Annotated in this window: 27 protein-coding genes; 15 read left to right on the top strand and 12 right to left on the bottom strand. The window is 67.1% G+C overall.

The genetic code is table 11. The features are described from left to right. Positions 1-16: 16 nt before the first annotated feature. A complete protein-coding gene (locus WFK61_RS22815; RefSeq protein WP_336814349.1) occupies positions 17-2,308 on the bottom strand; it encodes a TonB-dependent hemoglobin/transferrin/lactoferrin family receptor in 2,292 nt (763 codons plus the stop codon). A 397-nt stretch (positions 2,309-2,705) separates the two neighbouring features. Between WFK61_RS22815 and WFK61_RS22810 the strand changes: the two genes are divergently transcribed. Continuing rightward, complete coding sequence (locus WFK61_RS22810; protein WP_336814348.1) at positions 2,706-3,983, top strand: flavin monoamine oxidase family protein; 1,278 nt, start codon at positions 2,706-2,708, stop codon at positions 3,981-3,983. A gap of 4 nt (positions 3,984-3,987) precedes the next feature. Here the strand turns inward: WFK61_RS22810 and WFK61_RS22805 are convergent, their stop codons facing one another. Further along, positions 3,988-4,929, bottom strand: a complete 942-nt coding sequence (locus WFK61_RS22805) for a bifunctional helix-turn-helix transcriptional regulator/GNAT family N-acetyltransferase (RefSeq protein ID WP_336814347.1) — start codon at positions 4,927-4,929, stop codon at positions 3,988-3,990. A gap of 238 nt (positions 4,930-5,167) precedes the next feature. Here WFK61_RS22805 and murI point away from each other — a divergent pair, with 238 nt between their 5' ends. The 3 genes from murI (at position 5,168) to WFK61_RS22790 (ending at position 7,271) form a co-directional block, all read left to right on the top strand. Then, positions 5,168-6,055, top strand: a complete 888-nt coding sequence (murI, locus tag WFK61_RS22800; protein ID WP_336814346.1) for a glutamate racemase — start codon at positions 5,168-5,170, stop codon at positions 6,053-6,055. 175 nt (positions 6,056-6,230) lie between these two features. Then, the gene (gene rpsD / locus WFK61_RS22795) at positions 6,231-6,848 is read left to right on the top strand and encodes a 30S ribosomal protein S4 (protein WP_257732236.1); all 618 of its coding nucleotides are present in this window, start codon (positions 6,231-6,233) and stop codon (positions 6,846-6,848) included. A 138-nt stretch (positions 6,849-6,986) separates the two neighbouring features. Beyond that, entirely contained in the window at positions 6,987-7,271 is a 285-nt protein-coding gene (locus WFK61_RS22790) for a hypothetical protein (protein ID WP_336814345.1), read from the top strand. A 61-nt stretch (positions 7,272-7,332) separates the two neighbouring features. Here the strand turns inward: WFK61_RS22790 and WFK61_RS22785 are convergent, their stop codons facing one another. Then, a complete protein-coding gene (locus WFK61_RS22785; RefSeq protein ID WP_170843344.1) occupies positions 7,333-7,485 on the bottom strand; it encodes a hypothetical protein in 153 nt (50 codons plus the stop codon). Between the two features lie 201 nt (positions 7,486-7,686). Here WFK61_RS22785 and WFK61_RS22780 point away from each other — a divergent pair, with 201 nt between their 5' ends. After that, complete coding sequence (locus tag WFK61_RS22780; protein ID WP_257732238.1) at positions 7,687-7,929, top strand: hypothetical protein; 243 nt, start codon at positions 7,687-7,689, stop codon at positions 7,927-7,929. A gap of 96 nt (positions 7,930-8,025) precedes the next feature. Here the strand turns inward: WFK61_RS22780 and WFK61_RS22775 are convergent, their stop codons facing one another. Beyond that, entirely contained in the window at positions 8,026-8,646 is a 621-nt protein-coding gene (locus WFK61_RS22775) for a Spy/CpxP family protein refolding chaperone (protein ID WP_336814344.1), read from the bottom strand. Between the two features lie 176 nt (positions 8,647-8,822). Here WFK61_RS22775 and WFK61_RS22770 point away from each other — a divergent pair, with 176 nt between their 5' ends. From WFK61_RS22770 to WFK61_RS22745, 6 genes are all read left to right on the top strand, one after another. Beyond that, positions 8,823-9,821 (top strand): P1 family peptidase, encoded by a 999-nt coding sequence (locus WFK61_RS22770; RefSeq protein ID WP_336814343.1) that lies wholly within the window; start codon positions 8,823-8,825, stop codon positions 9,819-9,821. 112 nt (positions 9,822-9,933) lie between these two features. After that, positions 9,934-10,248, top strand: a complete 315-nt coding sequence (locus WFK61_RS22765) for a hypothetical protein (protein WP_336814342.1) — start codon at positions 9,934-9,936, stop codon at positions 10,246-10,248. Further along, the gene (locus tag WFK61_RS22760) at positions 10,245-11,705 is read left to right on the top strand and encodes a methyl-accepting chemotaxis protein (protein ID WP_336814341.1); all 1,461 of its coding nucleotides are present in this window, start codon (positions 10,245-10,247) and stop codon (positions 11,703-11,705) included. Before WFK61_RS22765 ends, WFK61_RS22760 begins: the two co-directional genes overlap by 4 nt. Positions 11,706-11,748: 43 nt before the next feature. Further along, positions 11,749-12,537, top strand: coding sequence for an ATP12 family chaperone protein (locus WFK61_RS22755; protein ID WP_336814340.1), 789 nt, complete (start codon positions 11,749-11,751; stop codon positions 12,535-12,537). Between the two features lie 5 nt (positions 12,538-12,542). Next, entirely contained in the window at positions 12,543-12,929 is a 387-nt protein-coding gene (locus tag WFK61_RS22750) for a DUF1801 domain-containing protein (protein WP_336814339.1), read from the top strand. A gap of 98 nt (positions 12,930-13,027) precedes the next feature. Then, entirely contained in the window at positions 13,028-14,557 is a 1,530-nt protein-coding gene (locus WFK61_RS22745) for an acyl-CoA carboxylase subunit beta (protein WP_336814338.1), read from the top strand. Between the two features lie 9 nt (positions 14,558-14,566). On the opposite strand, the gene fabF is transcribed toward WFK61_RS22745, so the two are convergent. The 6 genes from fabF to WFK61_RS22715 form a co-directional block, all read right to left on the bottom strand. Further along, positions 14,567-15,832 carry a beta-ketoacyl-ACP synthase II gene (gene fabF, locus WFK61_RS22740; RefSeq protein ID WP_336814337.1) on the bottom strand — a complete coding sequence of 422 codons (1,266 nt, stop codon included), beginning with the start codon at positions 15,830-15,832 and terminating at the stop codon, positions 14,567-14,569. A 9-nt stretch (positions 15,833-15,841) separates the two neighbouring features. Further along, on the bottom strand, positions 15,842-16,357 hold the full coding sequence (locus WFK61_RS22735; protein ID WP_336814336.1) for a winged helix-turn-helix transcriptional regulator: 516 nt from the start codon (positions 16,355-16,357) through the stop codon (positions 15,842-15,844). Positions 16,358-16,430: 73 nt separating this feature from the next. Next, positions 16,431-17,573: an ABC transporter permease gene (locus tag WFK61_RS22730; protein ID WP_336814335.1), complete on the bottom strand. Its 1,143-nt coding sequence runs from the start codon at positions 17,571-17,573 to the stop codon at positions 16,431-16,433. Continuing rightward, positions 17,570-18,463, bottom strand: coding sequence for an ABC transporter ATP-binding protein (locus tag WFK61_RS22725; protein WP_336814386.1), 894 nt, complete (start codon positions 18,461-18,463; stop codon positions 17,570-17,572). Before WFK61_RS22725 ends, WFK61_RS22730 begins: the two co-directional genes overlap by 4 nt. Before the next feature lie 29 nt (positions 18,464-18,492). Next, positions 18,493-19,452, bottom strand: a complete 960-nt coding sequence (locus tag WFK61_RS22720) for an HlyD family secretion protein (RefSeq protein WP_336814334.1) — start codon at positions 19,450-19,452, stop codon at positions 18,493-18,495. Continuing rightward, positions 19,449-20,111 carry a CerR family C-terminal domain-containing protein gene (locus WFK61_RS22715; RefSeq protein WP_336814333.1) on the bottom strand — a complete coding sequence of 221 codons (663 nt, stop codon included), beginning with the start codon at positions 20,109-20,111 and terminating at the stop codon, positions 19,449-19,451. Before WFK61_RS22715 ends, WFK61_RS22720 begins: the two co-directional genes overlap by 4 nt. 285 nt (positions 20,112-20,396) lie before the next feature. On the opposite strand from WFK61_RS22715, the gene WFK61_RS22710 reads away from it, so the two are divergent. From WFK61_RS22710 to WFK61_RS22695, 4 genes are all read left to right on the top strand, one after another. Continuing rightward, positions 20,397-21,770, top strand: coding sequence for an MBOAT family O-acyltransferase (locus WFK61_RS22710; protein WP_336814332.1), 1,374 nt, complete (start codon positions 20,397-20,399; stop codon positions 21,768-21,770). Between the two features lie 46 nt (positions 21,771-21,816). Then, complete coding sequence (locus WFK61_RS22705; protein ID WP_336814331.1) at positions 21,817-22,773, top strand: hypothetical protein; 957 nt, start codon at positions 21,817-21,819, stop codon at positions 22,771-22,773. A gap of 181 nt (positions 22,774-22,954) precedes the next feature. Next, positions 22,955-23,377, top strand: coding sequence for an RNA polymerase-binding protein DksA (gene dksA, locus WFK61_RS22700; RefSeq protein ID WP_257732254.1), 423 nt, complete (start codon positions 22,955-22,957; stop codon positions 23,375-23,377). A gap of 129 nt (positions 23,378-23,506) precedes the next feature. Then, on the top strand, positions 23,507-23,899 hold the full coding sequence (locus WFK61_RS22695; RefSeq protein ID WP_336814330.1) for a GFA family protein: 393 nt from the start codon (positions 23,507-23,509) through the stop codon (positions 23,897-23,899). A 15-nt stretch (positions 23,900-23,914) separates the two neighbouring features. On the opposite strand, the gene WFK61_RS22690 is transcribed toward WFK61_RS22695, so the two are convergent. Together WFK61_RS22690 and WFK61_RS22685 are read right to left on the bottom strand one after the other, a co-directional pair. Continuing rightward, positions 23,915-25,147: an HlyD family secretion protein gene (locus WFK61_RS22690; protein ID WP_336814329.1), complete on the bottom strand. Its 1,233-nt coding sequence runs from the start codon at positions 25,145-25,147 to the stop codon at positions 23,915-23,917. Then, entirely contained in the window at positions 25,140-25,592 is a 453-nt protein-coding gene (locus WFK61_RS22685; RefSeq protein WP_336814328.1) for a hypothetical protein, read from the bottom strand. Before WFK61_RS22685 ends, WFK61_RS22690 begins: the two co-directional genes overlap by 8 nt. Positions 25,593-25,667: the final 75 nt, after the last annotated feature.

Genomic DNA, 25,667 nt, shown 5'->3' with positions numbered 1-25,667 from the left:
GTCTCGAAACGCCCGGTCAGAACTGGTACTTCAGCGTCGCCTTCACGGTGCGGCCCGGCTCGCTGTAATAGTCGCGCGGCTGGACACGCGACAGCGGAACCGACACTGCATCCCAATAGGTCCGGTCGAAGATGTTGTAGACACCGACCTGCAACTCGACATCGGCGATGTGGGGCGCAGGCTTCCACCAGGCCGAGGCGTTGAAGACCGCATAGCCCGGGGCCTTGAAGCCGCTGCCGGTGCCGCTCGGAGCGACGTCGTCGCGCTTGCCGGCGAGCTTGGCCGAAACCTCGGCGCCCCAGCGATCCGTGCCATAGGCCACGGCGACGATGCCCTGCACCGGCGGGATCGAGTTCAGGAAGGTATTGTCGTCCTTGTTCTGGCCGCGGATGTAGGAGAACGAGCCGCGCACCAGCCAGTTCGGCGCGAAGGAATACTGCCCGTTGACCTCCACGCCCTGGATCTCGGCGCGGGCGATGTTCCGGTAGCTCGTGACGCCGTTCTGGAAATACATCCCGCCGAAGCCGGGAGGCGAGACCTGATAGGTGTCGATGAAGTTGCGGTAATTGGTGTGGAAATAAGTCACGGAGCCGCCGAGCGCCTTGTCGCCGAAGCGGAAGCCGACGTCGACGCCATTGCCGATCTCCGGACGCAGGTCAGGATTGCCAGCGCTGAGATAGGTCGTCGGGGAGCCGAACCGGCCGTACAATTCGTTCGCGGTCGGCGCGCGGAAGGTCTTGGCCCACTGCGCGAAGAAGGTGACGTCCTTCACCCAGGGCGCATTCCGGATGATGTCGTATTCCACCCGCAGGCGCGGCGACCAGGCGGAATCGCTCGAAGCCGGCGGCAGCGTGGTCGGACGCGAAAGCCCGTTGAAATAGGCCGGCGTGTTCTGCGGCTTCTCTTCGTACCAGTCATAGCGAACGCCGGGCGTGATGCGCAGGCTGTTATCCAGCATGCCGATCTCGTCATGCAGGTAGAAACCTGCCAGCTTGCCCCTGACGTCCGGCTGCTCGGCCTGGTTGCTGGGCACGTTGTTACAGTTGCCCCAGGGCGCCGTGTAGATGCCGCTGGCCGGCTTGGGCGGGCAAGCGTCGAAGCCGTGGATATACTGCTTCAGCTCCGACATCCGCAGCTCCGTGCCAGCCGTCACGCGGTGGCTGAAGACGCCCGTGTTGAAGCTCTTGATGACATGCGCGTTGAAGCCGTACGCGTTTTCCTCGTTCTCGCCGTCGCGCGCATAGGCGCCGAGGGGTACCGAGGTGTAGCGGTAGCCCCTGGTCAGGTCGTTGCGCTTGAGGCGCTGCCAGTAAAGATTGGCATGGGCTTCGTCGACAATGGCGCCGGGCAACTTGAAATCATAGGTCAGCGAGACGCGGTTGCGCTCGACATCCTCGCCCGTGCTGTACATGCCCGGTCGATAGTTGCCGGTGAGCGAGGTTACCGGATTGACGAGCGGCTGGGTGCGGGTATCGCGCTTGAAGAACTCGCCAGTGATGCCGAAACGGTGCACCTCGTCGACATAGTGATAGACCTTGGCGAGGACACTGTACTGGTTGAAGTCAGCCGGGTTCGGCGCGGTGCGCGTCGCCCCGATCGACTTGTCCGACCCCTTGCTGTCTGTCTCGTGGCCGTCGCGGAAGCCGCCCTGCAGCAGGAAATAGGTGTTGTTCATCCGCGCTGCGACCGCGGCACTGCCGAACCAAGCCCGGTCGGTGCTGTCATAGCCGGTCTTGGCCAGCGCGCCGAAATTGCGGCCGTTGCGGATCAGATCTTCCGGGTCGAGCGTGCGCACGGCGAGCGCACCACCCAATGCGCCATTGCCCAGCGTGGCGGCACCGCTGCCGCCGCGCAGCAAGTCGAGCGTCGACAGCGAGTCGAAATCGAAGGCCGTCGTGCCACCCTTCGAGATGCGCGTATCGATCAGGAAGGGCTGGCGGATGCCGTCCACCGTGGTCAGGACGCGGGCGCCGTCGAGGCCACGGATGTTCAGTGAATTGGTCTGGCGATTGAAGGAGATGCCCGCCTCGACCCGGTTGGCCAGGTCGCTCAGGCTCTGCACCTGCTGACGGTCGAGTTCCGCCCGCGTCGTCCGCGTCGTCGTCGGGCCGCTGAGCAGCGCACCGCCGGGCTGCCCTTCGCCCTGCACGTTGATCTGGTCGAGGACCACGGGCGCCTCGGCGTTCTGCGTCACCGGCGACGTGCGGGCCCGGCCCTGCTGTTGCGCGATGGCAGGGGAAGCCAGCAGCACCACCATCAGCGTGCCGAGCGCGACTCCGTCGCGCAATGTGCTGGAATGCATCCCCATGGCCTTGACCCGTCCTTCTGAACGCCGCGAGCCGAACCCGCCGCGCCTCACCAGTTTTAAATTAATACAAACAAGGTCTTATCCGCCCCGATAAGACAGTATTCGGATATGGAGCGACTCAACGACTGTCAATCAGCCGCCATACGAAGGACATCTTCCGATGCAGGAAGATCACAATAGTAGAATTTTTCTAAACAGTAATATTTGATCGCACCATTCTAAGCTGAGCACCCGCAGCCACCCTGCTCCGCCGCGGGAGGCTCCCGATCTCGTGATCGCGTCTTGCCGCTTGCTCGTCAGCTTGCCGTTGCAATGCGGCATCAAGACTCCAACATGCGGGGCATCATGGGATTCCAAGATGCTTGACCGCCGGACGATCTTGACGGGAACAGGCGCCATGGCCGCGAGCTTCGCCCTTGCCGGCCGCGCGGCTGCCGCGACCGATGTCGATGTCGTGGTGATCGGCGCCGGGGCGGCCGGCATTGCCGCCGCTCAGGCCTTGCGTGCCGCCGGGCGGCAAACTGTCGTGCTCGAAGCGCGCAGCCGCGTCGGCGGGCGCGCCTATACCGATACCTCGCTCGGCCCCGCCTATGATGCCGGCGCGATGTTCATCCACTGGGCCGAGCGCAACCCCTGGGTCCAGATCGCCCGCGACCTCGGCATCGACACGCCCGCCGAATCCTGGGGCACCGGCTTCCGGGTCTTCGCCGACGGCCGGCCCATGGCCGAGCCGGAACGCAACCGCCGCCGAAGCGCCTTCGGCCAGATCGACCGCCGGCTGGAGACGGTCGACCTCAGCCAGCGCGACATGTCGATCGCCGAATTGCTGGGCGATCTCGGCCCGGAGCTGGCCCCCGTCGCGGCGTCGGGCCTGCTGCTCTCGATCGGCGAGGAATCGAGCCGCATCTCCGCGCGCGACTACCAGCGCCTGTGGTCGGGGGAGGATCTCATCGTCCCCTCAGGCTACGGCAATCTCGTCGCGCGCTCGGCCGCCGGACTCGATATCCGCCTGAACGAGCCCGTCGAGACGATCCGCTGGGACGGGCCGGGCGTCACCGTCACCACCCGCTCCGGGACGCTGCGGGCCAATGCCTGCATCGTCACGGTGCCGGTCGGCGTCTTGAAGGCCGGCGCGATCCGCTTCGTGCCGGAACTGCCGGCCTCGACCCGGGATGCCCTCGCCGGCCTGCATATGGGCGCGCTCACCAAGATCGCGCTCAAGGTCGAGGGCGACCGGTTCGGCATCGCGCCGGGCACGAGCTTCCTCGAAGCGGCGGCGCCGGAACGCCTGATGAATCTCGACATGTTCCCCGGCGGACAGGACATCGTCATCGGCTATTGCGGCGGCGACTATGCCCGCAAGCTCTCGGAAGCCGGCACCGAGGAGGCCCGCGCCCATCTCGTCGATCTCCTCGTGAAGATGGTCGGCGCCGATTTCCGCAAGACGGTGAAGGAGGTCTCCTTCCCGGCGTGGTGGACCGATCCCTTCGCCCGCGGCTCCTATTCGATCTGCGACCCCGGCCACGAAGCGGCGCGCGAGGCGCTCGCCCAGCCGATCGGCAACCGGCTCTTCATTGCTGGCGAGGCGACCGCGGGCGGCGGCGCCATGACGGTGGGCGGCGCGACGCTCGCCGGCCGTACCGCAGCGGCCGCGGTCGCCCGACTGAAGGCCTGACGCGTCAGTTGGCGCTCGGCCGGAGCATCAGCTCCCAGTTTTGGCCGACAAGCTCCTTGCCGAACGAATGGTGAGTTTCCTCGGCCACCAGCCGAAAGCCCTCGCCGACATAGATGCCGCGCGCCACATGCAGGATGTCGTTGGTCCAGAGTACCATGCGCCCGTAGCCGGCTGCGCGTGCGAAGCCGATCGCCTCGCGCACAAGCCGCTTGCCGAGCCCCAGCCCATGCGCCCGCTTCTCGACCAGCACGAGCCTGAGCTTGGCCGTCGCCTCATCCTCCTGCACGACGAAGGCCGAGCCCACAGGCTGACCGTCCAGTTCCGCGATGAAGCAACGCTCGCGGCCGGGCTTGAACTCGCGCAGGAACTTCGCGGCGATCTCCGCGACAAGGGCTTCGAAAGAAATGTCCCAGCCATAGTCCTCGGCATAGAACCGGCCATGGGCACCAATCACCCAGCCCATATCGCCAGCGCGATGCTCCCGGATGACGGGAGCCGGGCGATCGCCCTCCTCTCCCGCAAGAAGACGCTCCGTATCGGCAAGCGCCGCGACGAGGCGGACCTGCTCGGACGGCGCGAGCCGCTGAAGGATCGCCCCCGCCTGCGCGCTGGAAGCCTGATCCAACGGCTGGAAGGCCGCCCTGCCCTGTGCCGTCAGGCGCAGCCGCCAGGCCCGGCCATCGGCCGTCGAGCGGTTGCGTTCGAGCCAACCCTGTCCCATGAAGCGCTTGAGGATGCGCGAGAGATAGGCCGGATCGAGATCGAGCGTCCTCGCCATCTCGCCCGCCTGCCAGTCGTCGCGCTGCGCCAGCTCGTAAAGCACGCGCGCCTCGGCCAGCACGAGGCCCGAACCATGCAGGCTGCCGCCGAGCGCGCCCACCCAGCGCGTGTGAAAGCGGTTGAAGCGGCGGATCGCAGCGACGGCTTCGGTCTCGACGGCATCCATGGTTCACCTCCGTCCAGAGCATTTCCGGCGAACACGGGCCCGCCTCCAAAGCTCCATCTCTTCGTTCTCACGCAGTTCCGGGCGTAAAACCGCTACGCAGTTTTGCTGAGCTGCTCGAGATGCCAATCCATTTAATGGACGGAGTCAACTAAATTTCGAGACAGTGGATAAACCCGCCGTTGACCGTCCCTTAACCGCTGTCTGGCGGAGTCGGGTTTTGAAATCCCTCGGCATCACCATGCAAGTCGATCTCCTCGCCGGCACGGGCCACCGCCCTGTTGCGATCCCCCGGCCCCGGCCCACCATCCTCGTCTTCGATTCCGGCCTCGGCGGCCTCACCGTACTGGGGCGCACCACCCGGGCCTGCCCCGGCGCCCATATCGTCTATGCCGCCGACGATGCCGGCTTTCCCTATGGCCGGCTGAGCGAGGACGAACTCGTCCTCCGCGTGCTCGCTGTGATGGAGCGCCTCGTCGCCCGCTTCCACCCCGACCTTGTGGTCATCGCCTGCAACACCGCCTCGACGCTGGTGCTGCCGGCGCTGCGGGCGCGCTTCGCGATTCCCTTCGTCGGCACCGTGCCCGCGATCAAGCCTGCCGCGGCAGCGACCCGCAGCGGCATGATCTCTGTCCTCGCCACGCCCGGCACCGTAGCCCGCGACTACACGCGCGAGCTGATCGAGACCTATGCGGCCAGCCACCGCGTCACGCTCGTCGGCGCGACGCGGCTTGCCGGCCTCGCAGAGCAGGCCTTGAAGGGCGAGGCTGTCGACGACACCGTCCTCGCCGCCGAGATCGCACCCTGCTTCGTCGAGGCGGATGGTCGCCGCACCGATATCGTCACCTTGTCCTGCACGCATTATCCCCTGCTGCTGGAGCGCATGAAGCGGCTCGCGCCCTGGCCGGTCGAATGGATCGACCCGGCTCCCGCGATCGCGCGCCGCGTCGCCGATCTGCTTTCGGGGGCCCGCGAGCCTGATCCGGCCTGCCCCGAGGCTGTCGCCGTCTTCACCAACGGCTCCGGCCTCACCGGTCCCTTGCGGATCGCGCTGGCCGGCTATGGCCTCGCGCAGATCGTCGTCGAGCCGATGCCGCTGGCGAACGGCACTTCGTCATCCCGGAATTGACTCGAAGCCGGCTTTCCGTCATAGGCCCTCTCGTCGCGCGGCTCCTCACGGGGCCGCGTGGCTTTTTCCGCACCCGTGATCCGCTCTTCTTCGGAAGCTGGATCTGTCGCCTCGGCCAATGCCGGGGAGCAGGAGGGCGCGGTCCTCAACTCGCGAACCTGAGAGGACACGCGACATGTCGAAGCGCCATGAGGCTAAGTACAAGATTGACCGCCGCCTCGGTCAGAACATCTGGGGCCGCCCGAAGTCCCCGGTCAACCGTCGTGAATACGGCCCCGGCCAGCACGGCCAGCGCCGCAAGGGCAAGCCGTCCGACTTCGGCACCCAGCTGCGCGCCAAGCAGAAGCTGAAGGGCTATTACGGCTCGATCTCCGAGAAGCAGTTCCGCCGCTACTACGCCGAGGCGATCCGCCTGAAGGGCGACTCGGGCGAGAACCTGATCGGCCTGCTCGAGCGCCGTCTGGACGCGGTGATCTACCGCGCCAAGTTCGTGCCGACCGTCTTCGCGGCCCGCCAGTTCGTCAACCACGGCCACATCACCGTGAACGGCAAGCGCGTCAACATCGCTTCCTATCAGGTGAAGCCGGGCGACGTGATCGCGGTCAAGGAGAGCTCGCGCCAGCTCGCCATCGTCATCGAGTCGGCCGCCCTCGCCGAGCGTGACGTGCCGGATTACATCGACGCCGACCACAGCAAGTCCTCGGCCACCTACACCCGCACCCCGACCCTGTCGGACGTGCCCTACGCGGTGCAGATGGAGCCGAACCTGGTCATCGAGTTCTACTCGCGCTGATCGGCGGCAACGCCCCCGGCCTTCGAGGCCGGGACGAGAATTCAGGGGATGGCCTTCGGGCCGTCCCCTTTTTCGTTCTGGGCCTGCGACGGAATTGGCGGCAAGCTCTGTCGCCGTCGATCGTGATCGGGAGATGTCATGAAGGTCCTGAAAGCGATGCCCGGCACGCTGGCGAGCATCGCCTGCCTGCTCACCATGATCGCCGGGTGGAGCCTGGCACTACCGTCGGCCGCCTCCGCCGAGGTCCGCTTCGGGCGCAATGTCCGTGTCGGCGGGCACGATTTCTCGAACCAGAGCTTCAACCGGAAGCGGCGCGCGGAAATCTACCTCTATGACCGCACGCCGTCGCGATCGGGCTGCGTCTGGCGCTCGGATGGCCGCGGCGGCAAGGTGAAAACCTGTCACCTGCGCCAGATGAGATAAAATGGCCGCATCACGAGACGGCTATGCGGTCCCGGTCGGGGCGAAGCGGGCGATCCGCGGCTCAGAGATGCGAGCCGACCTCGTTGCGGAAGAAGTAGCAACCCACGCCCAGGCAGCCGATCAGGATCGACAACGCGTAGGGCCCGAACAGGCAGACGATGAAGACGGAGCCGATGAAGGCCCGCATCGCCCAGCATGACCATGTCTGCTTCATGGTTCACCTTTCGCATCGCAATCACTGACAAAGCGTAAATGGCGAACCGTGAATCCAACTTGAACAGATATGGTAAATAACTGAATTGCTTTTTGAATTCCGTGCGTTAGGGATTTTGGCGAAAGCAGGGCGGCACCGCTTTTCGTCATATCTCCCGGCCGCGCGGTAGCGTAGCGTCATCTCCCCGGAGAGGAGATTCGCATGAAAAGACTTCTGCTGACGGCCGTCGCCCTGTGCTGCATGGCCGGCGCCGCCCAGGCGCAAAGCTGCAACCTTCAGGCCTCGGACAAGAAGCTCGCGGGCGCCGCCAAGACGAGCTTCCTGACCAAATGCGAGAAGGATGCCGGCGCCGCCTGCGACAAGCAGGCCGCCGACAAGAAGCTGGCAGGCGCCGCCAAGAACAGCTTCACCAAGAAATGCGTCTCGGACGCCGTCGGCACCTGAGATCGAGACACCAGTCGCACGAATGAAAAAAGCCGCGCCCGGATCCGGACGCGGCTCTCTTCAATTCTGAAACTGGGAACAGCTTGAGATCAGGCCTCAATCGTCGTTCTGGTCGTCGCGGTCGCGCCATTGCCTGCGCCCGCCACGGTCGCCGCGCTCGCCACGATCATCGTCATGCCAGCCGCCGCGCCAGGCACGCATCTCGCGGAAACGCTCGCGCCCTTCGGCCATCGCCTCGCGCACCGATCGGCGCAGCACCGTCTTCTGCTCGTCGCTGAGCGTCGTCCAGAGCGGGCGCACGGCATCCGCCAGTTCCTTGGAGCGGGCCGCCCGCTCGCCCTGCCGGTTGGCGGTGGCGTCGAGCCGCTCCATCAGGTCGGCATGGCGCAGCGCCTCGCGCCGTTCGCGCATCTGGTTCCAGCGCTCGCCACGATCGGCGCTGCGCTGCTTGATCAGCCCCTCGACCTTGTCGAACAGGGCCGTCTGCTCGGGCCTCAGCTTGAGATCGGCCCGCACCTTGGACAGGCGCTCGTCGAGCCGCGCCTTGGCGCGCTCAGCCCGACGCTCGCGCCATTCGTCGCGGCGCTGCTCGCGGCTTTCGGTGCGCTCCTGCTTCTGGTCGCCGCCTGCGGGCGGAACCGGCTGCGGCTGCGCCAGCGCGAAGCTACCGGCGAGCATCGCGATCGACGATGCGGCGATGAGGGCGATGGGTTTCACAGGGGCAACCTCCCTTGAAGCAGTCAGATCGAAGCGTCGCGCAGCGGGTCTCGAAGCCGATAGGCGATGACACCAACCTGATCCTGCAGGCCTGACCCGGCAATGGCCAGTAGATGAAAAGATCGTAATGTAGCGACAACGCTTTCGGCGCGATTCGGTTCGCCATCGGGTTTCCCATGCACAATCTCATCACCGATGTCCGCGGCCTGCTCGTCGGCCAGGCGCATGATGCCGCGGCAGCGACGGGCGTCACCGCCGCGATCTTCGAACGCCCGACCATCGCCTCGGTGGCCGTGCTCGGCGGCGCCCCCGGCACCCGCGACACCGCCCTGCTCGACCCCGAGATGACCGTCGAGCATGTCGATGCGTTCGTGCTCTCGGGCGGCTCGGCCTGGGGACTCGGCGCCGCCGACGGCGTGATGCGCTGGCTGGCGAAGGAAGGGCGCGGCTTCCCGGTCGGATCGCTCCGCGTGCCGATCGTCCCGCAGGCGATCCTGTTCGACCTGATGAATGGCGGCGAGAAGCCCTGGGCCCGCGGCGAAGCGGAGACGCCCTATGTCCGGCTGGGCGCCGAGGCTGCCGCCGCGGCTTCCGCCAGCTTCGCGCTCGGAACCGCCGGCGCCGGCTATGGCGCGACGACCGCGACCCTGAAAGGCGGCCTCGGCTCGGCCAGCGCACGGGCCGCGACCGGGCAGGTTGTCGGCGCGCTCGTCGCGGTCAATGCCGTCGGCAGCGCCACGATCGGCGACGGCCCGCATTTCTGGGCTGCGCCCTATGAGCGCGAGGGCGAGTTCGGGGGCCGTGGCTGGCCCTCGACGATCACCCAGGACGACACGGCGCTGCGCTTCAAGGGCGGCACCGGCCAGAACACCACGATCGCCCTCGTCGCGACCGACGCCGTCCTGACCAGGCCGCAGGCCCGCCGCCTCGCGCTCGCCGCCCATGACGGGCTCGCCCGTGCGCTCCGCCCCGCCCATGCCCCGCTCGACGGCGACATCGTCTTCGCCGCCGCAACCGGTTACAGCGGCGCCCCTTCGGATGCCTTCGCGATGACGGAGCTCTGCGCCACCGCGGCCGATGTGCTGGCCCGTGCCGTGGCGCGCGGCGTCCATGCCGCCACTGCCCTGCCCTTCACCGGCGCCAAGCCCGCCTGGCAGGACCGCTTCAGAACCTGAACCGGGGCGCATTCCGCAACGTTAGCGAAACAATTTACCAAGCATAAAGCCGGCCTCCGTAACCTGCCCGCCTAGGTTTCCGTCCGAACGCCCGGACAACCGGAGGAACCCTATGCGCGAGATCGGTTTCGGCCTGATCTGCGGCATCGCGATGGCGGTCGCCGCGCTCCTGATTGCAGCCTGGCCCGCGCCGGGGCGGCCGATGGCGGCCTTCTTCCCCGCGGGAACCGACACGGCGGAGATCGCGCAGGCCGTCACCGGCGCGAGCGGCAGCCTCCTGCAGATCGATGCCGGCTCCTCGGTCGCCTTCACGATGGGAGAGCGCGACGGCTTCGTCTCGGCGCTCTATGGCGCAGGAGCCTGGCTCGTCATCGACGCGGCTTTCGCCCGTCTCTGCACCGGCAGCGCTGCAGGGAGCAGCCGATGAACAACGTCCTGCGCTTTCGCGAGCGCTTTTCCCGGTTCCTGATTGCGATCCTCTGGGCGAACGCAGTCTTTCTGGCCTTCGGGACGCCATCGGCCTCGCCGCTGAACAGCCCGGCGATCGCCTTGGCCGGCGTCGCGCTCGCCGCGCTCGGGACAATGGTCTGGCGCATAGAGCGCACCGGCTGGATCACGCGCCAGATCACCAGCATCGTGACGATGGGCCAGGTCATGCTGATGGTCTATGCCTTCGCCGGCCATCCCTACCAGTCCGACATGCACATGTACTTCTTCGCCATGCTGGCGGTGCTCGCCGGCTGGCTGGACTGGCGCATCTTCATCCCGGCGACGCTTGCCATCGTCGTGCATCATTTTGCGCTGAGCCTGCTGCTTCCCGGCGGAGTCTTCCTCAACGGCAGCCAGATCGACCGCGTGCTGCTGCATGGCGTGATCGTGGCCGTGCAATCGATCGCGCTCAGCTGCGTGGTCTGGTCGCTGCGCCAGTCGCTCGAAATCTCGGAATGCGAGCGCGACAAAGCCGACGCCGCCCGCGCCGTGGCGGATGAGGCACGGCAGGATCTGGCCGAGACCATGGAGCGGGGCGCCCTCGTGCGTCGTCAGGTCCTGCACAGCGTCGCCGACGATTTCGAACGCGAGATCGCCGGCATCGCGCGCGACGTCATCGCCTCCGTGCAATCCCTGCGCACCGCCTCGCAGCAGATGAAGACCGGGGCGCTCGAGGTTTCCGAGCGCTCCAGCGCGGCATCGCAATCTTCGCGCCAGACTTCCTCCAACGTCGTCGCCGTCACGCAGGGCACGGCGGAGCTGGCGCATTCCTTCGCCGAGGTCGACCGCCAGGTCGCGGAGACCACGCGCGTCGTCGGCGAAACCACCCGGCAGGCGCAGGCCGTGCTCGACACGGTCGGCGAACTGTCCCGCAAGGCCGGCCAGATCGGCGACATCACCGATGCGATCTCGACCATTGCCAAGCACACCAACCTGCTCGCGCTCAACGCCTCGATCGAGGCCGCCCGCCTCGGCCATTCCGGCGGCGGCTTCACCATCGTCGCCCAGGAGATCAAGTCGCTCGCCAACCAGACCTGGCGCGCGACCGAGGAGATCCAGAGCCAGATCGGCGCGATCCGCGACTCCAGTTCCGACGCGATCGGCGCGATCGATGCCATGAACGCTACCGTCGGCTCGCTCAACCAGATCTCGGGCAATGTCGCGACCGTGGTCGAGCAGCAGAATGCGGCCGCCGCCAACATCGCCCAGATCATCCGGCGCGCGGCGGACGAGACGGTCTTCGCCGCCGGCCATATCGACATCGTCAGCCGCATCGCCGCGGAAACCGACGAGGCCGCCAGCCATGTCGCCGAATCCGCCGACAAGCTCTCGCGCCAGTCGGTCCATCTCGATACGGAGGTCGCGCAGTTCCTCGGCCGCATTCGCGCTGCCTGAGGGCCGGTTTCCCTGCCGGGCGCGAATGCGCTATGGCGGGGCCATGTCTACCGATGATTTCCTCGCCCGTTTCGGCTCGCCCGGCGCCAGCCAGCCCGATCCCGTCGCCGCCGCCCAGCAGGCGATGCGCAATCCCCTGCCCGCCCGCTTCTACAAGGAAGCCGGTGTCCTGGAGCGGGACGGCCTCTTCCATGTCGCCCTCGACGGCAAGACGGCACGGACTCCGGCCCGCAAACAGCTCGCGGTGACATCCCGCCCCGTCGCGGAGGCGCTCGCCGTCGAATGGCAGGCGCAGGCCGAGCGGATCGACCCCGCACGGATGCCGCTGACCCGGCTCGTCAATTCGGCGCTCGACGGCGTCGAGGATCAGCAGGAGGCCGTGCGCGCCGAGATCGTCCGCTATGCCGGCTCCGATGCGCTCTGCTACCGCGCCGGCGAGCCCGAGGCGCTGGTCGAGCGGCAAAACCAGATCTGGCAGCCGATCCTCGGCGATATCGAGGCCTTGATCGGCGCCCGCTTCCTGCTGGCGGAAGGCATCGTCTTCGCGCAGCAGCCGCAAGAGACGCTCGCCGCCGTCACCCGGCAGGTCGCGAAGATCCCGGCCCCGCTCGCGCTCGCCGGCGCCCATAACGTCATGACGCTGACCGGCTCGGCCATCCTCACGCTGGCGCTGGCGAACGGACGGATCGATCCGGACGCCACCTGGGATGCCGCCCATCTCGACGAGGATTACCAGATCGGCATCTGGGGTCAGGACGAGGAAGCGGCCGAGCGCCGCATCATCCGTCGGCGCGAGTTCGATGCGGCCGTGCTGTTGCTGCTGAAAGGCTAGGCGCGATGAAAATGGGGCCGGCGGCGACATCTCCCGATGCTTACGTCGAGGCCCTCTCCGGCTGGCAACGCGCCCTCGTCGAGCAATTGCGGCGGGATGTCCGCGCCTCCGCCCCGCTCGACGAGCGGATCAAATGGACCCATCTCGTCTACTTCTCCAACGGCCCGCTGCTATTGATCCGCGCCGAGGACAAGCGCGTCCTGTTCGGGTTCTGGCGCGGCAAGCGCCTGCGCGAGATCGCGCCACGCCTCAAGGCCGGTGGCAAATACGAGCTGGCGACCTGGGAATTGCGCGAGGGCGACAGCGTCGACCCCGCACTGGTGACGGCACTGGTGCAGGAGGCCGTCCGGCTGAACGACACGCTCGGCAACCCGGCCGCGCCTTCCGCATGATTGCGGTTCCGGCTTCAGCAAACGTCGCAATGGACTCATGCGCGATGGCCGCTTAAGCCGGCTTTCGAGACGCGATTTCCGGCCGGGAGCCTGCCGCCATGAAGGACATCCTCGAACAGCTCGAAACCCGCCGCGAGGGCGCCCGCAAGGGCGGCGGCGAACGCCGTATCGAGGCGCAGCACAAGCGCGGCAAGCTGACGGCGCGCGAGCGCATCGAGCTCCTGCTCGACAAGGACTCCTTCGAGGAGTTCGACATGTTCGTGCAGCACCGCGCCGTCGATTTCGGCATGGACAAGGCCGAGAAGATTCCCGGCGACGGCGTCGTCACCGGCTGGGGCACGGTCAATGGCCGCACCGTCTTCGTCTTCTCCAAGGATTTCACCGTCTTCGGCGGCTCGCTCTCCGAGACGCACGCCCAGAAGATCATCAAGATCCAGGACATGGCGCTGAAGATGCGCGCGCCCATCGTCGGCCTGTTCGATGCCGGCGGCGCCCGCATCCAGGAGGGCGTAGCGGCGCTCGGCGGCTATGGCGAGGTCTTCAAGCGCAACGTGCAGGCGTCCGGCGTCATCCCGCAGATCTCGGTGATCATGGGCCCCTGCGCCGGCGGCGACGTCTATTCGCCCGCGATGACCGATTTCATCTTCATGGTCCGCGATACCTCCTACATGTTCGTGACCGGCCCGGAGGTGGTGAAGACCGTCACCAACGAGACCGTGACCTCCGAAGAGCTCGGCGGCGCCAAGGTCCACACGAGCAAGTCCTCGGTCGCGGACGGCTCCTTCGAGAACGATGTCGAGGCACTGCTGCAGGTGCGCCGCCTGCTCGACTTCCTGCCGGCGAACAACACGGCCGGCGTGCCGGAATGGCCGAGCTTCGACGTGCCCGACCGCGTCGACATGAGCCTCGATACGCTCGTCCCGGACAATCCGAACAAGCCCTACGACATCAAGGAACTGATCCTGAAGACGGTCGACGAGGGCGACTTCTTCGAGATACAGGCGGCCTATGCCGGCAATATCGTCACCGGCTTCGGCCGTATCGAGGGCCGCACCGTCGGCATCGTCGCCAACCAGCCGATGGTGCTGGCCGGCGTTCTCGACTCCGACGCCTCGCGCAAGGCCGCCCGCTTCGTGCGCTATTGCGACGCCTTCGAGATCCCGATCGTCTCGCTGGTCGACGTCCCCGGCTTCCTGCCCGGCACGGCGCAGGAATATGGCGGCCTGATCAAGCACGGCGCCAAGCTGCTCTTCGCCTATAGCGAATGCACCGTGCCGCTGGTCACGATCATCACGCGCAAGGCCTTCGGCGGCGCCTATGACGTGATGGCCTCGAAGCATATCGGCGCCGACGTGAACTATGCCTGGCCGACGGCGCAGATCGCGGTGATGGGCGCCAAGGGCGCCGTCGAGATCATCTTCCGCGGCGGCGATGCCGAAACCATCGCGCGCCAGACCAAGGAATACGAGGACCGCTTCATGTCCCCCTTCGTCGCGGCCGAGCGCGGCTATATCGACGAGGTGATCATGCCGCACTCGACGCGCCGCCGCATCGCCCGCGCGCTCGCCATGCTGCGCACCAAGAGCGTGGAACGCCCCTGGCGCAAGCATGACAACATCCCGCTCTGAGCGGAAGCTTTACGACCAGCGCCTGAACACGGCGCTGGCATTCACTCCGCCGAAGCCGAAGCCGTTCGAGATGGCGTGCTCCATCGCGAGCGGTCGCGCCTCCTTCGCCACGAGATCGAGCCCGGCCGCAGCTTCGTCCGGGTTTTCGAGGTTGAGCGTTGGCGGGGCGATCTGGTCGCGCAGGGCCAGGATCGTGAAGATCGCCTCCAGCCCGCCGGCAGCGCCGAGCAGATGACCGGTGGCCGATTTCGTCGCGCTGATCGCGATGCCGCCCTCATCGCCGAACACGGCCTTGATCGCGGCGAGCTCGCCGCGGTCGCCGACCGGCGTCGAGGTCGAATGGGCGTTGAGGTGGACGACATCGGCCGGCTGGAGCCCTGCCTGCCTCAACGCCGTCTCCATGGCGCGCCGCGCGCCTGAGCCATCCTCGGGGCCTGACGTGATGTGATAGGCATCGGCGCTGGTGCCATAGCCGGTCAGCTCGGCCAGGATGGTGGCGCCCCGCGCCTGCGCATGCTCCAGCGCCTCGATCACCAGAAGCCCTGCACCCTCGCCCATGACGAAGCCGTCGCGATCCCGGTCGAAGGGCCGCGAGGCCTTCTCAGGCTCGTCATTGAAGCCGGTCGAGAGTGCGCGGGCCGCCGCGAAACCGCCGAGCGCGACGAGATCGACGCAGGCCTCGGTGCCACCGCAGAGCGCGATATCGACCTCGCCCGCCCGGATCATGCGCGCCGCGTCGCCGATCGCCTGCACACCGGCCGCGCAGGCCGTGACGGGCGCACCGATCGGCCCCTTGAAGCCATGCTCGATCGAGACATGACCAGCGGCGAGGTTGACCAAGAAGGACGGGATCGTGAAGGGCGAGAGCCGGCGCGCCCCGCGCTGATCGGTGGTCCGCACCGCCTCGGCGATGGCCGGGAAGCCGCCGATTCCGGAAGCGATCACCGTCGCCGTGCGCTCGCGTTCGGCCTCGCTCTGCGGCTGCCAGCCGGCCTGCGTGAGTGCCTCCCTGGCGGCGACCAGCGCGAACTGGATGAAGCGGTCCATCTTGCGCTGGTCCTTCGGCGCGATCACCGCCTCGGGGTCAAATCCGCCCTCGGGATCCTCGGCCTTGGACGGAACGACGCCGGCGACCTTGGCCGGCAAGGTTTCTACGATCGCATCCGGCAGGCGGCGCAGGCCGGAGCGCCCCGCGAGCAGGCGCTGCCAGGCGATCTCGGTTCCGCAGCCAAGTGGCGAGACCACGCCCATTCCGGTGACGACGATACGGCGCATGGAAAGCTCCTATATGCGTGAGGCCGGCGCAACCGCATCCCGCGCCGCCACGATGGCGAGGCGTTGCAGCATGCCGGGGCTGGCCTGCGGGCCGGCGATGACGGTGACGTTGTCGGGATTCACGGGCTGCAAGCTCTGCGCATCGGCATAGGCCGGCACGACGGCCCGCCCGCTTTCGCGATCGGCGAGCAGCAGGGCCTGCCCCTCCGGCGCGAGATGGCGGTTGCCGAAGGCGACCAGCGCCGCGACGACGGGAAAGAAGTCCCTGCCCTTCTCCGTCAGCACATACTCGTAGCGCTTCGGCCGCTCGCTATAGAGCCGCCGCTCGAACAGCCCGGCTTCGGTGAGATGCTTCAGCCGCCGCGCCAGCATGTTGGGCGCGATGCCGAGGCTGCGCTGGAATTCGTCGAAGCGGGTGAAGCCCTGCAGCGCATCGCGCAGGATCAGGATGCTCCACCATTCGCCCACGGCCTCGACGGCGCGGGCGCAGGGACATTCGGCAAGCGGGATGAGCCGGGGCTGCATGCGCCCCAGCTAATGCAGTAACTATCATTTTGCAAGTCACTATTGCGACCTGCATGCGGCGCGACAGCTCTTTTCAGTCCAGCGTGCTCCGGAACCGCATCAGCGCGAGCCCCGCATAAACCGGTACGAACAGGCTGAGATAAAAGACCTCGTCGCCGATATCGGCGAGGCCCGCCCCCTTCAGCATGATCGCCCGGATGATCCGCAGGAAATGCGTCAGCGGGAAGAGTTCGCCCAAAGCCTGCGCCCAGCCCGGCATGCCGGCGAAGGGGAACATGAAGCCGGACAGCATCAGCGAGGGCAGGAAGAAGAAGAAGGTGAGCTGCATCGCCTGGAGCTGCGTGCGCGCCACCGTCGAGATCGTGTAGCCGAGCAAAACCAGCGCCAGCACGAAGATCAGCACACAGGTGAGCAGAAGCCCGAGCCCGCCAAGGAAGGGCACGGCGAAGAGCAGCTTCGCCGCACCCAGCACGATCACCACCTGCACGGCGCCGATGGCGAGATAGGGCAAGACCTTGCCGAGCATGATCTCGCCCGCCGTCGCCGGCATCGCGAGCAGGTTCTCCATCGTGCCGCGCTCGATCTCACGGGTCAGCGCCATCGCCGTCATCATCACCATGGTCATTTGCAGGATGACGCCGAGCAGGCCGGGCACGATGTTGTACTGGGTGATGTTCTCCGGATTGTAGCGCCGGTGCACGACGAAGGAGAGGCTGTCGCCGCCGGCCCCGGCCGGATCGGTGACCGGCTCGCGCCCCTGCGCCCGCTGCAAGGCCCGGCTGGCGATGGTGCCGAGCGCCGAGACGGCGCCGCTTGCCGCGGCAGGATCGGTCGCATCGGCCTCGACCAGGATGCGCGGCTCGTCCGCACGCTCGACGCGGGCGCCGAAATCGCTGGGAATGGTGACGAGGAAGGAGATCTCGCCCTTGGCCATCAGGCTCTCGGCCTCGGCCGCGCTCTGCGGGCGCTCGCCGAAGCGATAATAGTTCGAGACCTCCAGCGCCGAGACCACGGCGCGGGTATAGCGGTCCTGCCCGAGCGCGAGGATCGCCGCCGGCAGGCCGCGCGGATCGTTGTTGATCGCATAGCCGAAGAGCAGGAGCTGGAGGATCGGCACCGCCAGCATCATCGCGAAGGTGATGCGGTCGCGCCGCATCTGCACGAACTCCTTGGCCAGCATCGCGCCGAGCCGGCGGGGCGAGAACAGGCCGGTCATGCCGCCCGCTCCTGCGCGCCGGTCATGAACTTGATGAAGACATCCTCGAGGCTGGTCTCGCCGGGCTCGACCTTGATCCCGGCCTCGCGCTTGAGCGGCTCCAGCGCCGTTTCCAACTTGCCCCGGTCGGTGCCGACGACATGCAGCGTCGCGCCAAAGGGCGCCACCTGCTCGACGCCATCAGCCGCCGAGAGCGCCCGCATCTGCTCGGGCCTCAGCGCGCCATGCACGACATAGGTCACGAGCCCGGAGCCCTGCACGACCTCCTCGACCGTCCCCGTCGCCAGCATGCGGCCATAGGCGATGTAGCCGATGCGGTGGCAGCGCTCGGCCTCGTCCATGTAATGGGTCGAGACCAGCACGGTCAGCCCGTCGCCGGCGAGACGATGGATCTCGTCCCAGAACTCGCGCCGCGCCTTGGGGTCGACGCCGGCCGTCGGCTCGTCGAGCAGCAGGAGCTTGGGCTGGTGCATGATGCAGGCCGCGAGCGCCAGGCGCTGCTTCCAGCCGCCCGAGAGCGTGCCGGCAAGCTGGTCCTTGCGCGAGGTGAGGCCAAGCCCGTCCAGCGTCTTCGCGACGGCCTCGTCGACCGGATCGAGCTCGTAGAGCCGCGCCACGAAAGTGAGGTTCTCGGCGATGGTCAGGTCTTCGTAGAAGGAGAAGCGCTGGGTCATGTAGCCGACCTGGCGCTTGATCGCGGCGCTCTGGGTGCGGACATCGAGCCCGAGCACGGTGCCCTCCCCGGCATCGGGCTTGAGCAGACCGCAGATCATCCGGATCGTCGTGGTCTTGCCCGAGCCGTTGGGGCCGAGGAAGCCGACGATCTCGCCCGTCGCCACCGCAAGATCGACATCGTCGACCACCGTGCGCTTGCCGAAGCGCTTGGTCATGCCGCGCACATCGATGGCGAGCGGCGCGTTCACCGCTGTCCCCTGAGCGTCACATCGACGATCTGGCCGGGCTGCAGGGCCGATTGCGGGCCGCCATCCGGCCGGGCCTCGACCAGATAGACCAGCTTCTGGCGCGTCTGCGCCGAATAGATCACCGGCGGCGTGAATTCGGGCTCCGGCGAGACATAGGTCACGGTCGCAGTCAGCCCGGGCGCGCAGCCGTCGCAGCGGACATCGAGCTTCATGCCTGTGGTCACGCCGGAGATCCGCACCTCCGGCACGTAGAGCATCAGCTTGGCCGCGCCGTCCGGCAGCATCAGCAGCACCGGCGCGCTCGGCCCCGCGAGCTCGCCGACGCGGCGCAGCACGTCGCTCACCCGCCCGGCCGAGGGCGCGACGAGCTGGCGCTGCGACAGCCGCCAGCGCGCCTGCGCCAGGGCGGCCTTGGCCTGCTCGACCGCGTTCTCGCTCGCCTTGATCTCATCCGGCCGCGCCGGCAGGCGCGCCACATCGAGATTGGCTGCATTCTGGCGCACGCTCGCCGCCGCGACATCGCGCGCCGTTTCCGCCTGGTCGAAATCGGCCTGGGTCGAGACGCCGCGCCGCAACAGGTCCTGCCGGCGCTCCAGCGCCCGCTCGGCCTCGCGCTGCTGCGCCTTGGCCGAGGCCAGATTGGCCTCGATCACCGCGATCTCCTCCGGCCGCTTGCCGCTGCGCAGATTGTCGAGCTGCGCCTGCGCCTGGACCAGTCGCGCCTCGCTCTCCCGAACCGCGTTCTCGGCATCGGTCGTCTCCAGCCCGGCAACGACCTTGCCGGCCTCGACGCGATCGCCGCGGCGGATATCGATATGCTCGATCCGGGCCGTATCGATCGGGCCGAGCCGGACATATTCGCCCTCGACATAGCCGGCGATCCGGACGGTATCGCCGCCGCAGGCGGAGAAGCTCCCGGCGATGAGCCCGAAGGAACAGAGGAAGCCGAGGATCATGACCTGTTCTCCCGCATGGCAGCGATGCTCGCGCGGATATTGGCGCGGATAACTCCGGCGATCGCCTCGCTCTCAGCCGGGCCGATGGCGGCCCAGCCCATGCGCCGCATCACGGCGGGCCGGGCGAGCCGGAAATAGAGCACCTGCCCGATCGTCGCGAAGACCGCGAGCTTCGTCTCCTGCGCCTCCGGCGCCATGCCGGTCGCCCCTGCCCAGAGCCGGCAGAGCTGGCCATGGACCGGGCCGACCAGCCCCTCGTAAAGCGTCTCGAAGGCGGAGGTCGGCTCCATCATCTCGCGCAGGACGAAGCGGGCGATGGTCTCGCTTTCCTGCGCCTGCGTCGCGAAGGCGGCGACGCGCCCGACGACGCCGAGCAGCAGCTCGACCGCCATCTCAGGCGCGAGCCCGTCGAGCGGCGGCACCGCAGCGGCGGCACCGAACACCCGCTGCTTCATCGTCGCGACGACCGCCTCGGCACAGGCCTGGCGCAGGCCGTCCTTGCCGCCGAAATGATAGGCGATGCCGGCGCTGTTGACGCCGGCCACTAGGGCAATCTCGCGGATCGAGCTCGCCTCGAAGCCGTGCCGCCCGAACAGGTCGAGCCCGGCCCGGATCAGCGCCTCGCGCGTTCCTGCATCCTTGTCAGAAATGGCTTTCATGCGGTCTCTGTAGCATTGTCGGAGTATTCAATCAATCGATTGATTGAAATCTTACCTATCGAGAATTCCCCTCCCGTCATGGTCGGGCCTGTCCCGACCATCCACGCCTTCCTTCGAGCCGCACGGTGTTCAAGACGTGAATGCTCGCCACAAGGGCGAGCATGACGATCGCGGTGTTTCCGGCAAACCCAAACACACGCCCGCTCGCTTGAGGCCAGCCACGACATGACTCGCCGCCGATAATGGTCTAAGGCGGCAGCCATCCCTTGATCCGCTTCCCGCCCGATGCTCTTCAATTCCTTCGCCTTCCTGCTTGCCTTCCTGCCGCTCGCGCTCGCCCTTCACTGGGGGGCGGAGCGCTTTGCGCCGAGCCTGCGGCTGCCGGTTCTGGTCGTGCTGTCCTTCGCCTTCTACGGTTATTGGGACTGGCGCTTCCTGCCGCTGCTGGCGCTCTCGATCGGGCTGAACTGGCTGATCGCCGAGGCTTTCCAGAAGACCAGGTCGAGCGTTCTGATCACGCTTGCGATCATACTGAACCTCGCCGTGCTCGCGGTGTTCAAGTACTTCAACTTCTTCGCCGATCTCGCTGGAATGATTCCCGGATTGCCAGCGCCGAAATTCGATATCGCGCTGCCGCTCGGCATTTCCTTCTTCACCTTCCACCACATCATGTACCTGACGGATCTTCGGCGCGGGCAGGCGCCGCGCTACGATCTCGTCCGTTACGCGCTCTACATCGCCTTCTTCCCGCAGGTGCTCGCCGGCCCGCTGGTGCGCTGGCGCGAGATCATGCACCAGTTCGACCAGCGGCCCTATCAGCGCCCGGACGCGGCCGAGCGGATCGCGCGCGGGCTGATGCTGCTGACCTTCGGTCTCGCCAAGAAGGTGCTGATCGGCGATCCGCTTGCCGAATACGCCAACCCTGTCTTCGCCGCGGCTGCGGCCGGCAAGGTCATCAGCATGGCGGAAGCCTGGCAGGCGACGCTCGCCTTCACCTTCCAGATCTATTTCGACTTCTCCGGCTATACCGACATGGCGCTGGGCCTTGCCCTGCTCTTCGGCGTCGTGCTGCCGCAGAATTTCGAAGCTCCCTATCGCTCGCTATCGATCCAGGATTTCTGGCGGCGCTGGCACATGACGCTGTCGCGCTTCCTGCGCGACTATCTCTACATCCCGCTCGGCGGCTCGCGCAGCGGCCTGCCGACGCAGATCTGGGCGCTCTTCGCCACCATGGCGCTGGGCGGGCTCTGGCACGGCGCCGGCCTCACCTTCGTCGCCTGGGGCGTGGCGCATGGACTGGCGCTGATCGTCGCGCTGTTCTGGCGCCGGGCCAACCTGCCGATGCCGGCCGCACTCGGCTGGCTGCTGACCTTCCTGTTCGTGGCCCTGTGCTGGGTCCTGTTCCGGGCCACGAATTTTCAGGCCGCGCTCGCCATCTACAAGGGCCTGTTCGGCTTCGGCCCCGTCGGCACCGGCTTCAAGTGGCGCGCCCTGCTGCCGGCCGCCGCCTTCGCCATCATCGGCCCCACCGCCTGGAACCTCGCCCACAAAATGCCGCCGGCCCGCTGGCTGGCGGTCCTGTGCGGGCTCCTGTTCGTCATCATCCTGCTGAAGATCGGCGAAGACGCCAATTATGAGTTCATCTACTTCCAGTTCTGAGCAGGCCGGCGTGCCGGCTTCGGCGGCCCGGTGGACGAACTTCGTCGTGACGCTCCTGGGAGCGGTCGCATTGCTGTCGGCCGCCTTCCTGGCGACGGCCTTCCTGATCGACCCCTACGACACCGGCCGCTCGCCCCTGCATCTCAAGGACGGCGTGCGCCCGCAGGGGCCCCGCACGGCCGCCCCCAGCCGCGGCCGCGATCCCGCGTTCAATGCCGCAATCTTCGGCAACTCCCATGTCCAGCTGCTGTCGCCCGAGCGGCTCGACGGCCAAACCGGCCTGTCCTTCGTCTCCCTGATCGCGCCCGCCTCGGGCCCGAAAGAGGGCCTGACCACGATGGACTGGTTCCTGCGTCACCGGACGCAGCCGGCTAAGGCGATGATTGTCGGCATCGATGCCACCTGGTGCACGCCCAATCCGGACATGCCCAACAACAAGCCGTTTCCGTTCTGGCTCTTCAGCCGCAGCCTCGGCGACTATCTCGGCGGCCTGATGCGCTATGACCTGCTCGAAGAGGTAACTCGCCGCTTCGGCTATCTCCTGTCACGAAACCCCGATCGCGCCCGCACCGACGGCTTTTGGGACTATGAGGCGGGCTATCGCGACCAGGGCTATGAGACCAACCCCGATCTGCGCGCCAAGCTGCGCGAGACCATGGAGGTCGGTGGCGGCAATGTCGAAGGCCCCTTCCCGGCCGCCGCCGCGCTGGAAAAGCTCATGGCGTCCGCGCCGGCCGGAACCGCGCTGATTCTGCTGCGCCCTCCCGCCTACACCACCGCCTTGCCTCGCCCCGGCAGCCGGGACGCAGCCGCCGACGCGGCCTGCCGCAAGGCCTTCGCCGATTTTGCGGCGCGCCGCCCGCGCACGACACTGCTCGACTGGCGCGTCGACCGGCCCGAGATGCACGATTCGAATCTGTTCTTCGACCATACCCACTACCGGCAGCCGATCGCGCGCCTGATCGAAGCCGATCTCTCCCGCGCGATCCGCGCACTGGATTGAGGCATTGGAGTGCGAAACCGCCTTCGGATCGGGCATTCGGCATGTCTTTTCACGAAGCCGTTGAAGTCCTGTCGGAAGCGATTGTTCCGCTTGAGACTGATCGCTATAAGGGCGCCAAATCGGCTCCCCTCCCGCGGCACAGCCGATGGGTGCGTGAGGCGACAAACTAGAGAGCGCGCCCATGTCGAAGCAGATCATCCTCGAGGCGGATTACAAACCGAGCGATGACGAGCCGTTCATGAACGATCGTCAACGCGAATATTTCCGCGGCAAGCTCCTCGCCTGGAAGGACGAGATCCTGCGGGAAGCCAAGGAAACCCTGGTCACCCTGCAGAGCGAGAGCGAGAATCACCCGGACATCGCCGACCGGGCTTCCTCCGAAACCGATCGCGCCATCGAACTGCGCGCCCGTGACCGGCAGCGCAAGCTGATCGCCAAGATCGACGCCGCCATCGCCCGGATCGACGACGGCTCCTACGGCTATTGCGAGGAGACCGGCGAGCCGATCTCGCTCAAGCGCCTGGAAGCCCGCCCGATCGCGACCCTCTCGCTGGAAGCGCAGGAGCGCCACGAGCGCAACGAGCGCGTCTTCCGCGACGATTGAGCGACGGCAGGCTCTCGCAGCTTTTCGAAAGGCCCCGCGCCGGCAGGCGTGGGGCCTTTCGCGTACGGGAACCGCCGCTTCGGCAGTACGTTTTGCGGGGAGCCGCGACTGAACGGAAGGAGATGCTGCATGGACCGTTTCACAGGCGGGTGCCGGTGCGGCGACATCCGGGTGGTGGCAACGGGGCGCCCTTATCGGGTCGGCATCTGCCATTGCCTCGATTGCCGCAAATATCACGGCGCCCTCTTCCATGCGTCGGCGATCTTCCCGCAGGACGCGGTGACGATCGAGGGCGAAGCCCGTGACTATGGCGGGCGGTCCTTCTGCCCCCGCTGCGGCTCCACGGTCTTCGGGCGCAGCGGCGACGAGGTCGAGATCAATCTCGGCTCGCTGGATGCGCCGGACCAGCTCGTGCCGACCTACGAGCTCTGGACCATCCGCCGCGAAGCCTGGCTGCCGCCCTTCCCGCTGAAGAAGCGATATGAGCGCAACCGCGACTCCAGCGGCCGCTCCGAGGACTAGCGCCTGTCCTCGTCCTCAGTGCCCGCTGAAGACGAGAGTCTTGACCGGCAGGACGAGCGCCTGGATGCGCAGCAGCATGGCATGGACCAACCCGGTCGCATCGACGGCATGGAGCGCGATACGACGCAGCGTGCCGGTTTCCTTCGCGGCGATGATATCGTGGTTGTTGCTATAGGCGTTGGCGATGCAGCTGCTGCCGGGCGTCACGCCGTCGAGCCCGCCCTGATAGAGCGGCTCGAGGTAGGTGAGGATTGTTCCCGGCCGGATCACCTGCTGTGCATCGACCAGTTGCTCTCCGCTGCGGATCTGGCCAGCGGCGATGAAATCCTGCACGCCCACCACCACCATCGGGATGACCTGCCAGGGCTTCGAGATGCAGGTCACCTCGGCGACCATGCCGACCTTGATCACCTGCGCTTCGATCTGACCGAAGCCGGCCTGCATCCTGCCCCGGCCCGCTTCTTCAGGGATGATGATCCCGGCCGGGCGCATGAAGGGATTGACGACATCGCCAGCCCGCAACGAGAACTGCTCGACATGCCCGGTGAAACCGGCCCGCACCACAGTCTTGCCCAGTTCCACCTCGGCCTGGACCAATGCTGCCTCGGCGCTCGCGCGCTCGGCCGGCAGCAGCGTCACGATCTTCGTCTGGGCGGCCGCCTGCGAGGCCGTCGCAGACGCAACCGCAGCCTCGCGCCCGGCGACGATATTCTCAAGCCGCTCAAGCTCGCGGGTCGCGACGACATTCTCATTGCGCTGTCTCAGCTCGCGCTTGGTTTGCAGTTCGTCGAGCGCCTGCTGCAGCGCGCTCCTCGCCTCCTGAATCTTGCCGTCATAAGCCAGGATATCGGCCTTCGCGACCGCCAGCGCCGCGTCGACCTCGGCGATCTTGCGTCGGGTGGCCTCGACGGCAGCCTCCTGGCTCCTGCTGTCGAGCGTGAAGATCGGCGCGCCCTTTTCGATCTTCGCGCTGTAACCGACATGAACCTGCGCGACCCGGCCATTGATCTCCGGCACGATCGGGACCGTCCGAAAGAACACCGTCGCGCTGGTCGTCGAGGGGTGGTTGTAGAAGATCACGGTGATGAGGCCGACCGTCAGCATCACGCAGGTGACGAGGCCCCAGCGCAGCTCGAACCAGACGGAATAGAGCGTGAGCTCGCGGCCGAACCGCTTGCCCTGGCCATAGCGGCGATAAAGATAATCGGGGAGGAGCGTGAAGAGCGCGCAGACGAGAAGCTCAAGCATGGTTCTTCTCCTCGACGCTGGCGCCAGCGTAAGGAGCAATCCCGTCCGGCCCCGGGACGGCAGTCTCCGCGTCCGATGCCGCATCCCCGCCGGTGCCCGGCGCGATGCCGGCTATCTTCTCGAGGGAGCCGGCCATCCGGCCGAACATTCCTGGAATGTCGGGCAGATCGATCAGGGCGAGCAGCAGTCCGGCGACCCAGAACGCGTGGATATGCGTGAAGAGCGCGAGCAAGCCGAGAACGGCGACGACCTCGAACTGGATCTTGTGGGTCTTGTGCGCCATCCGCTCGGGCAAGGTGTGAAGGCGCAGGAAAAGCAGCCCGATGCCCAGCACAGCCCCGATGAGGATGATCGCCGCGATCACCATCAGGTAGTCCGTCCCGCCCGGCGCGGTGATGAAGCTCGGCAGGTGATGAGGGGCGGCGGGGTTCACGGCGGCATTCATGACGATACTCCTGTCGCCGGAGGCATAGTCAGAGCTGCCGCGCAGTCCCGCTCGAGTCTCGTCGAGGCGGCAAAT

The sequence above is a fragment of the Allobosea sp. MMO-172 genome, assembly GCF_037147855.1.
Lineage (GTDB): Bacteria > Pseudomonadota > Alphaproteobacteria > Rhizobiales > Beijerinckiaceae > Allobosea.
Note: the sequence above shows the minus strand (reverse complement) of the source record. Positions and strands in the feature narration are given on the sequence as shown.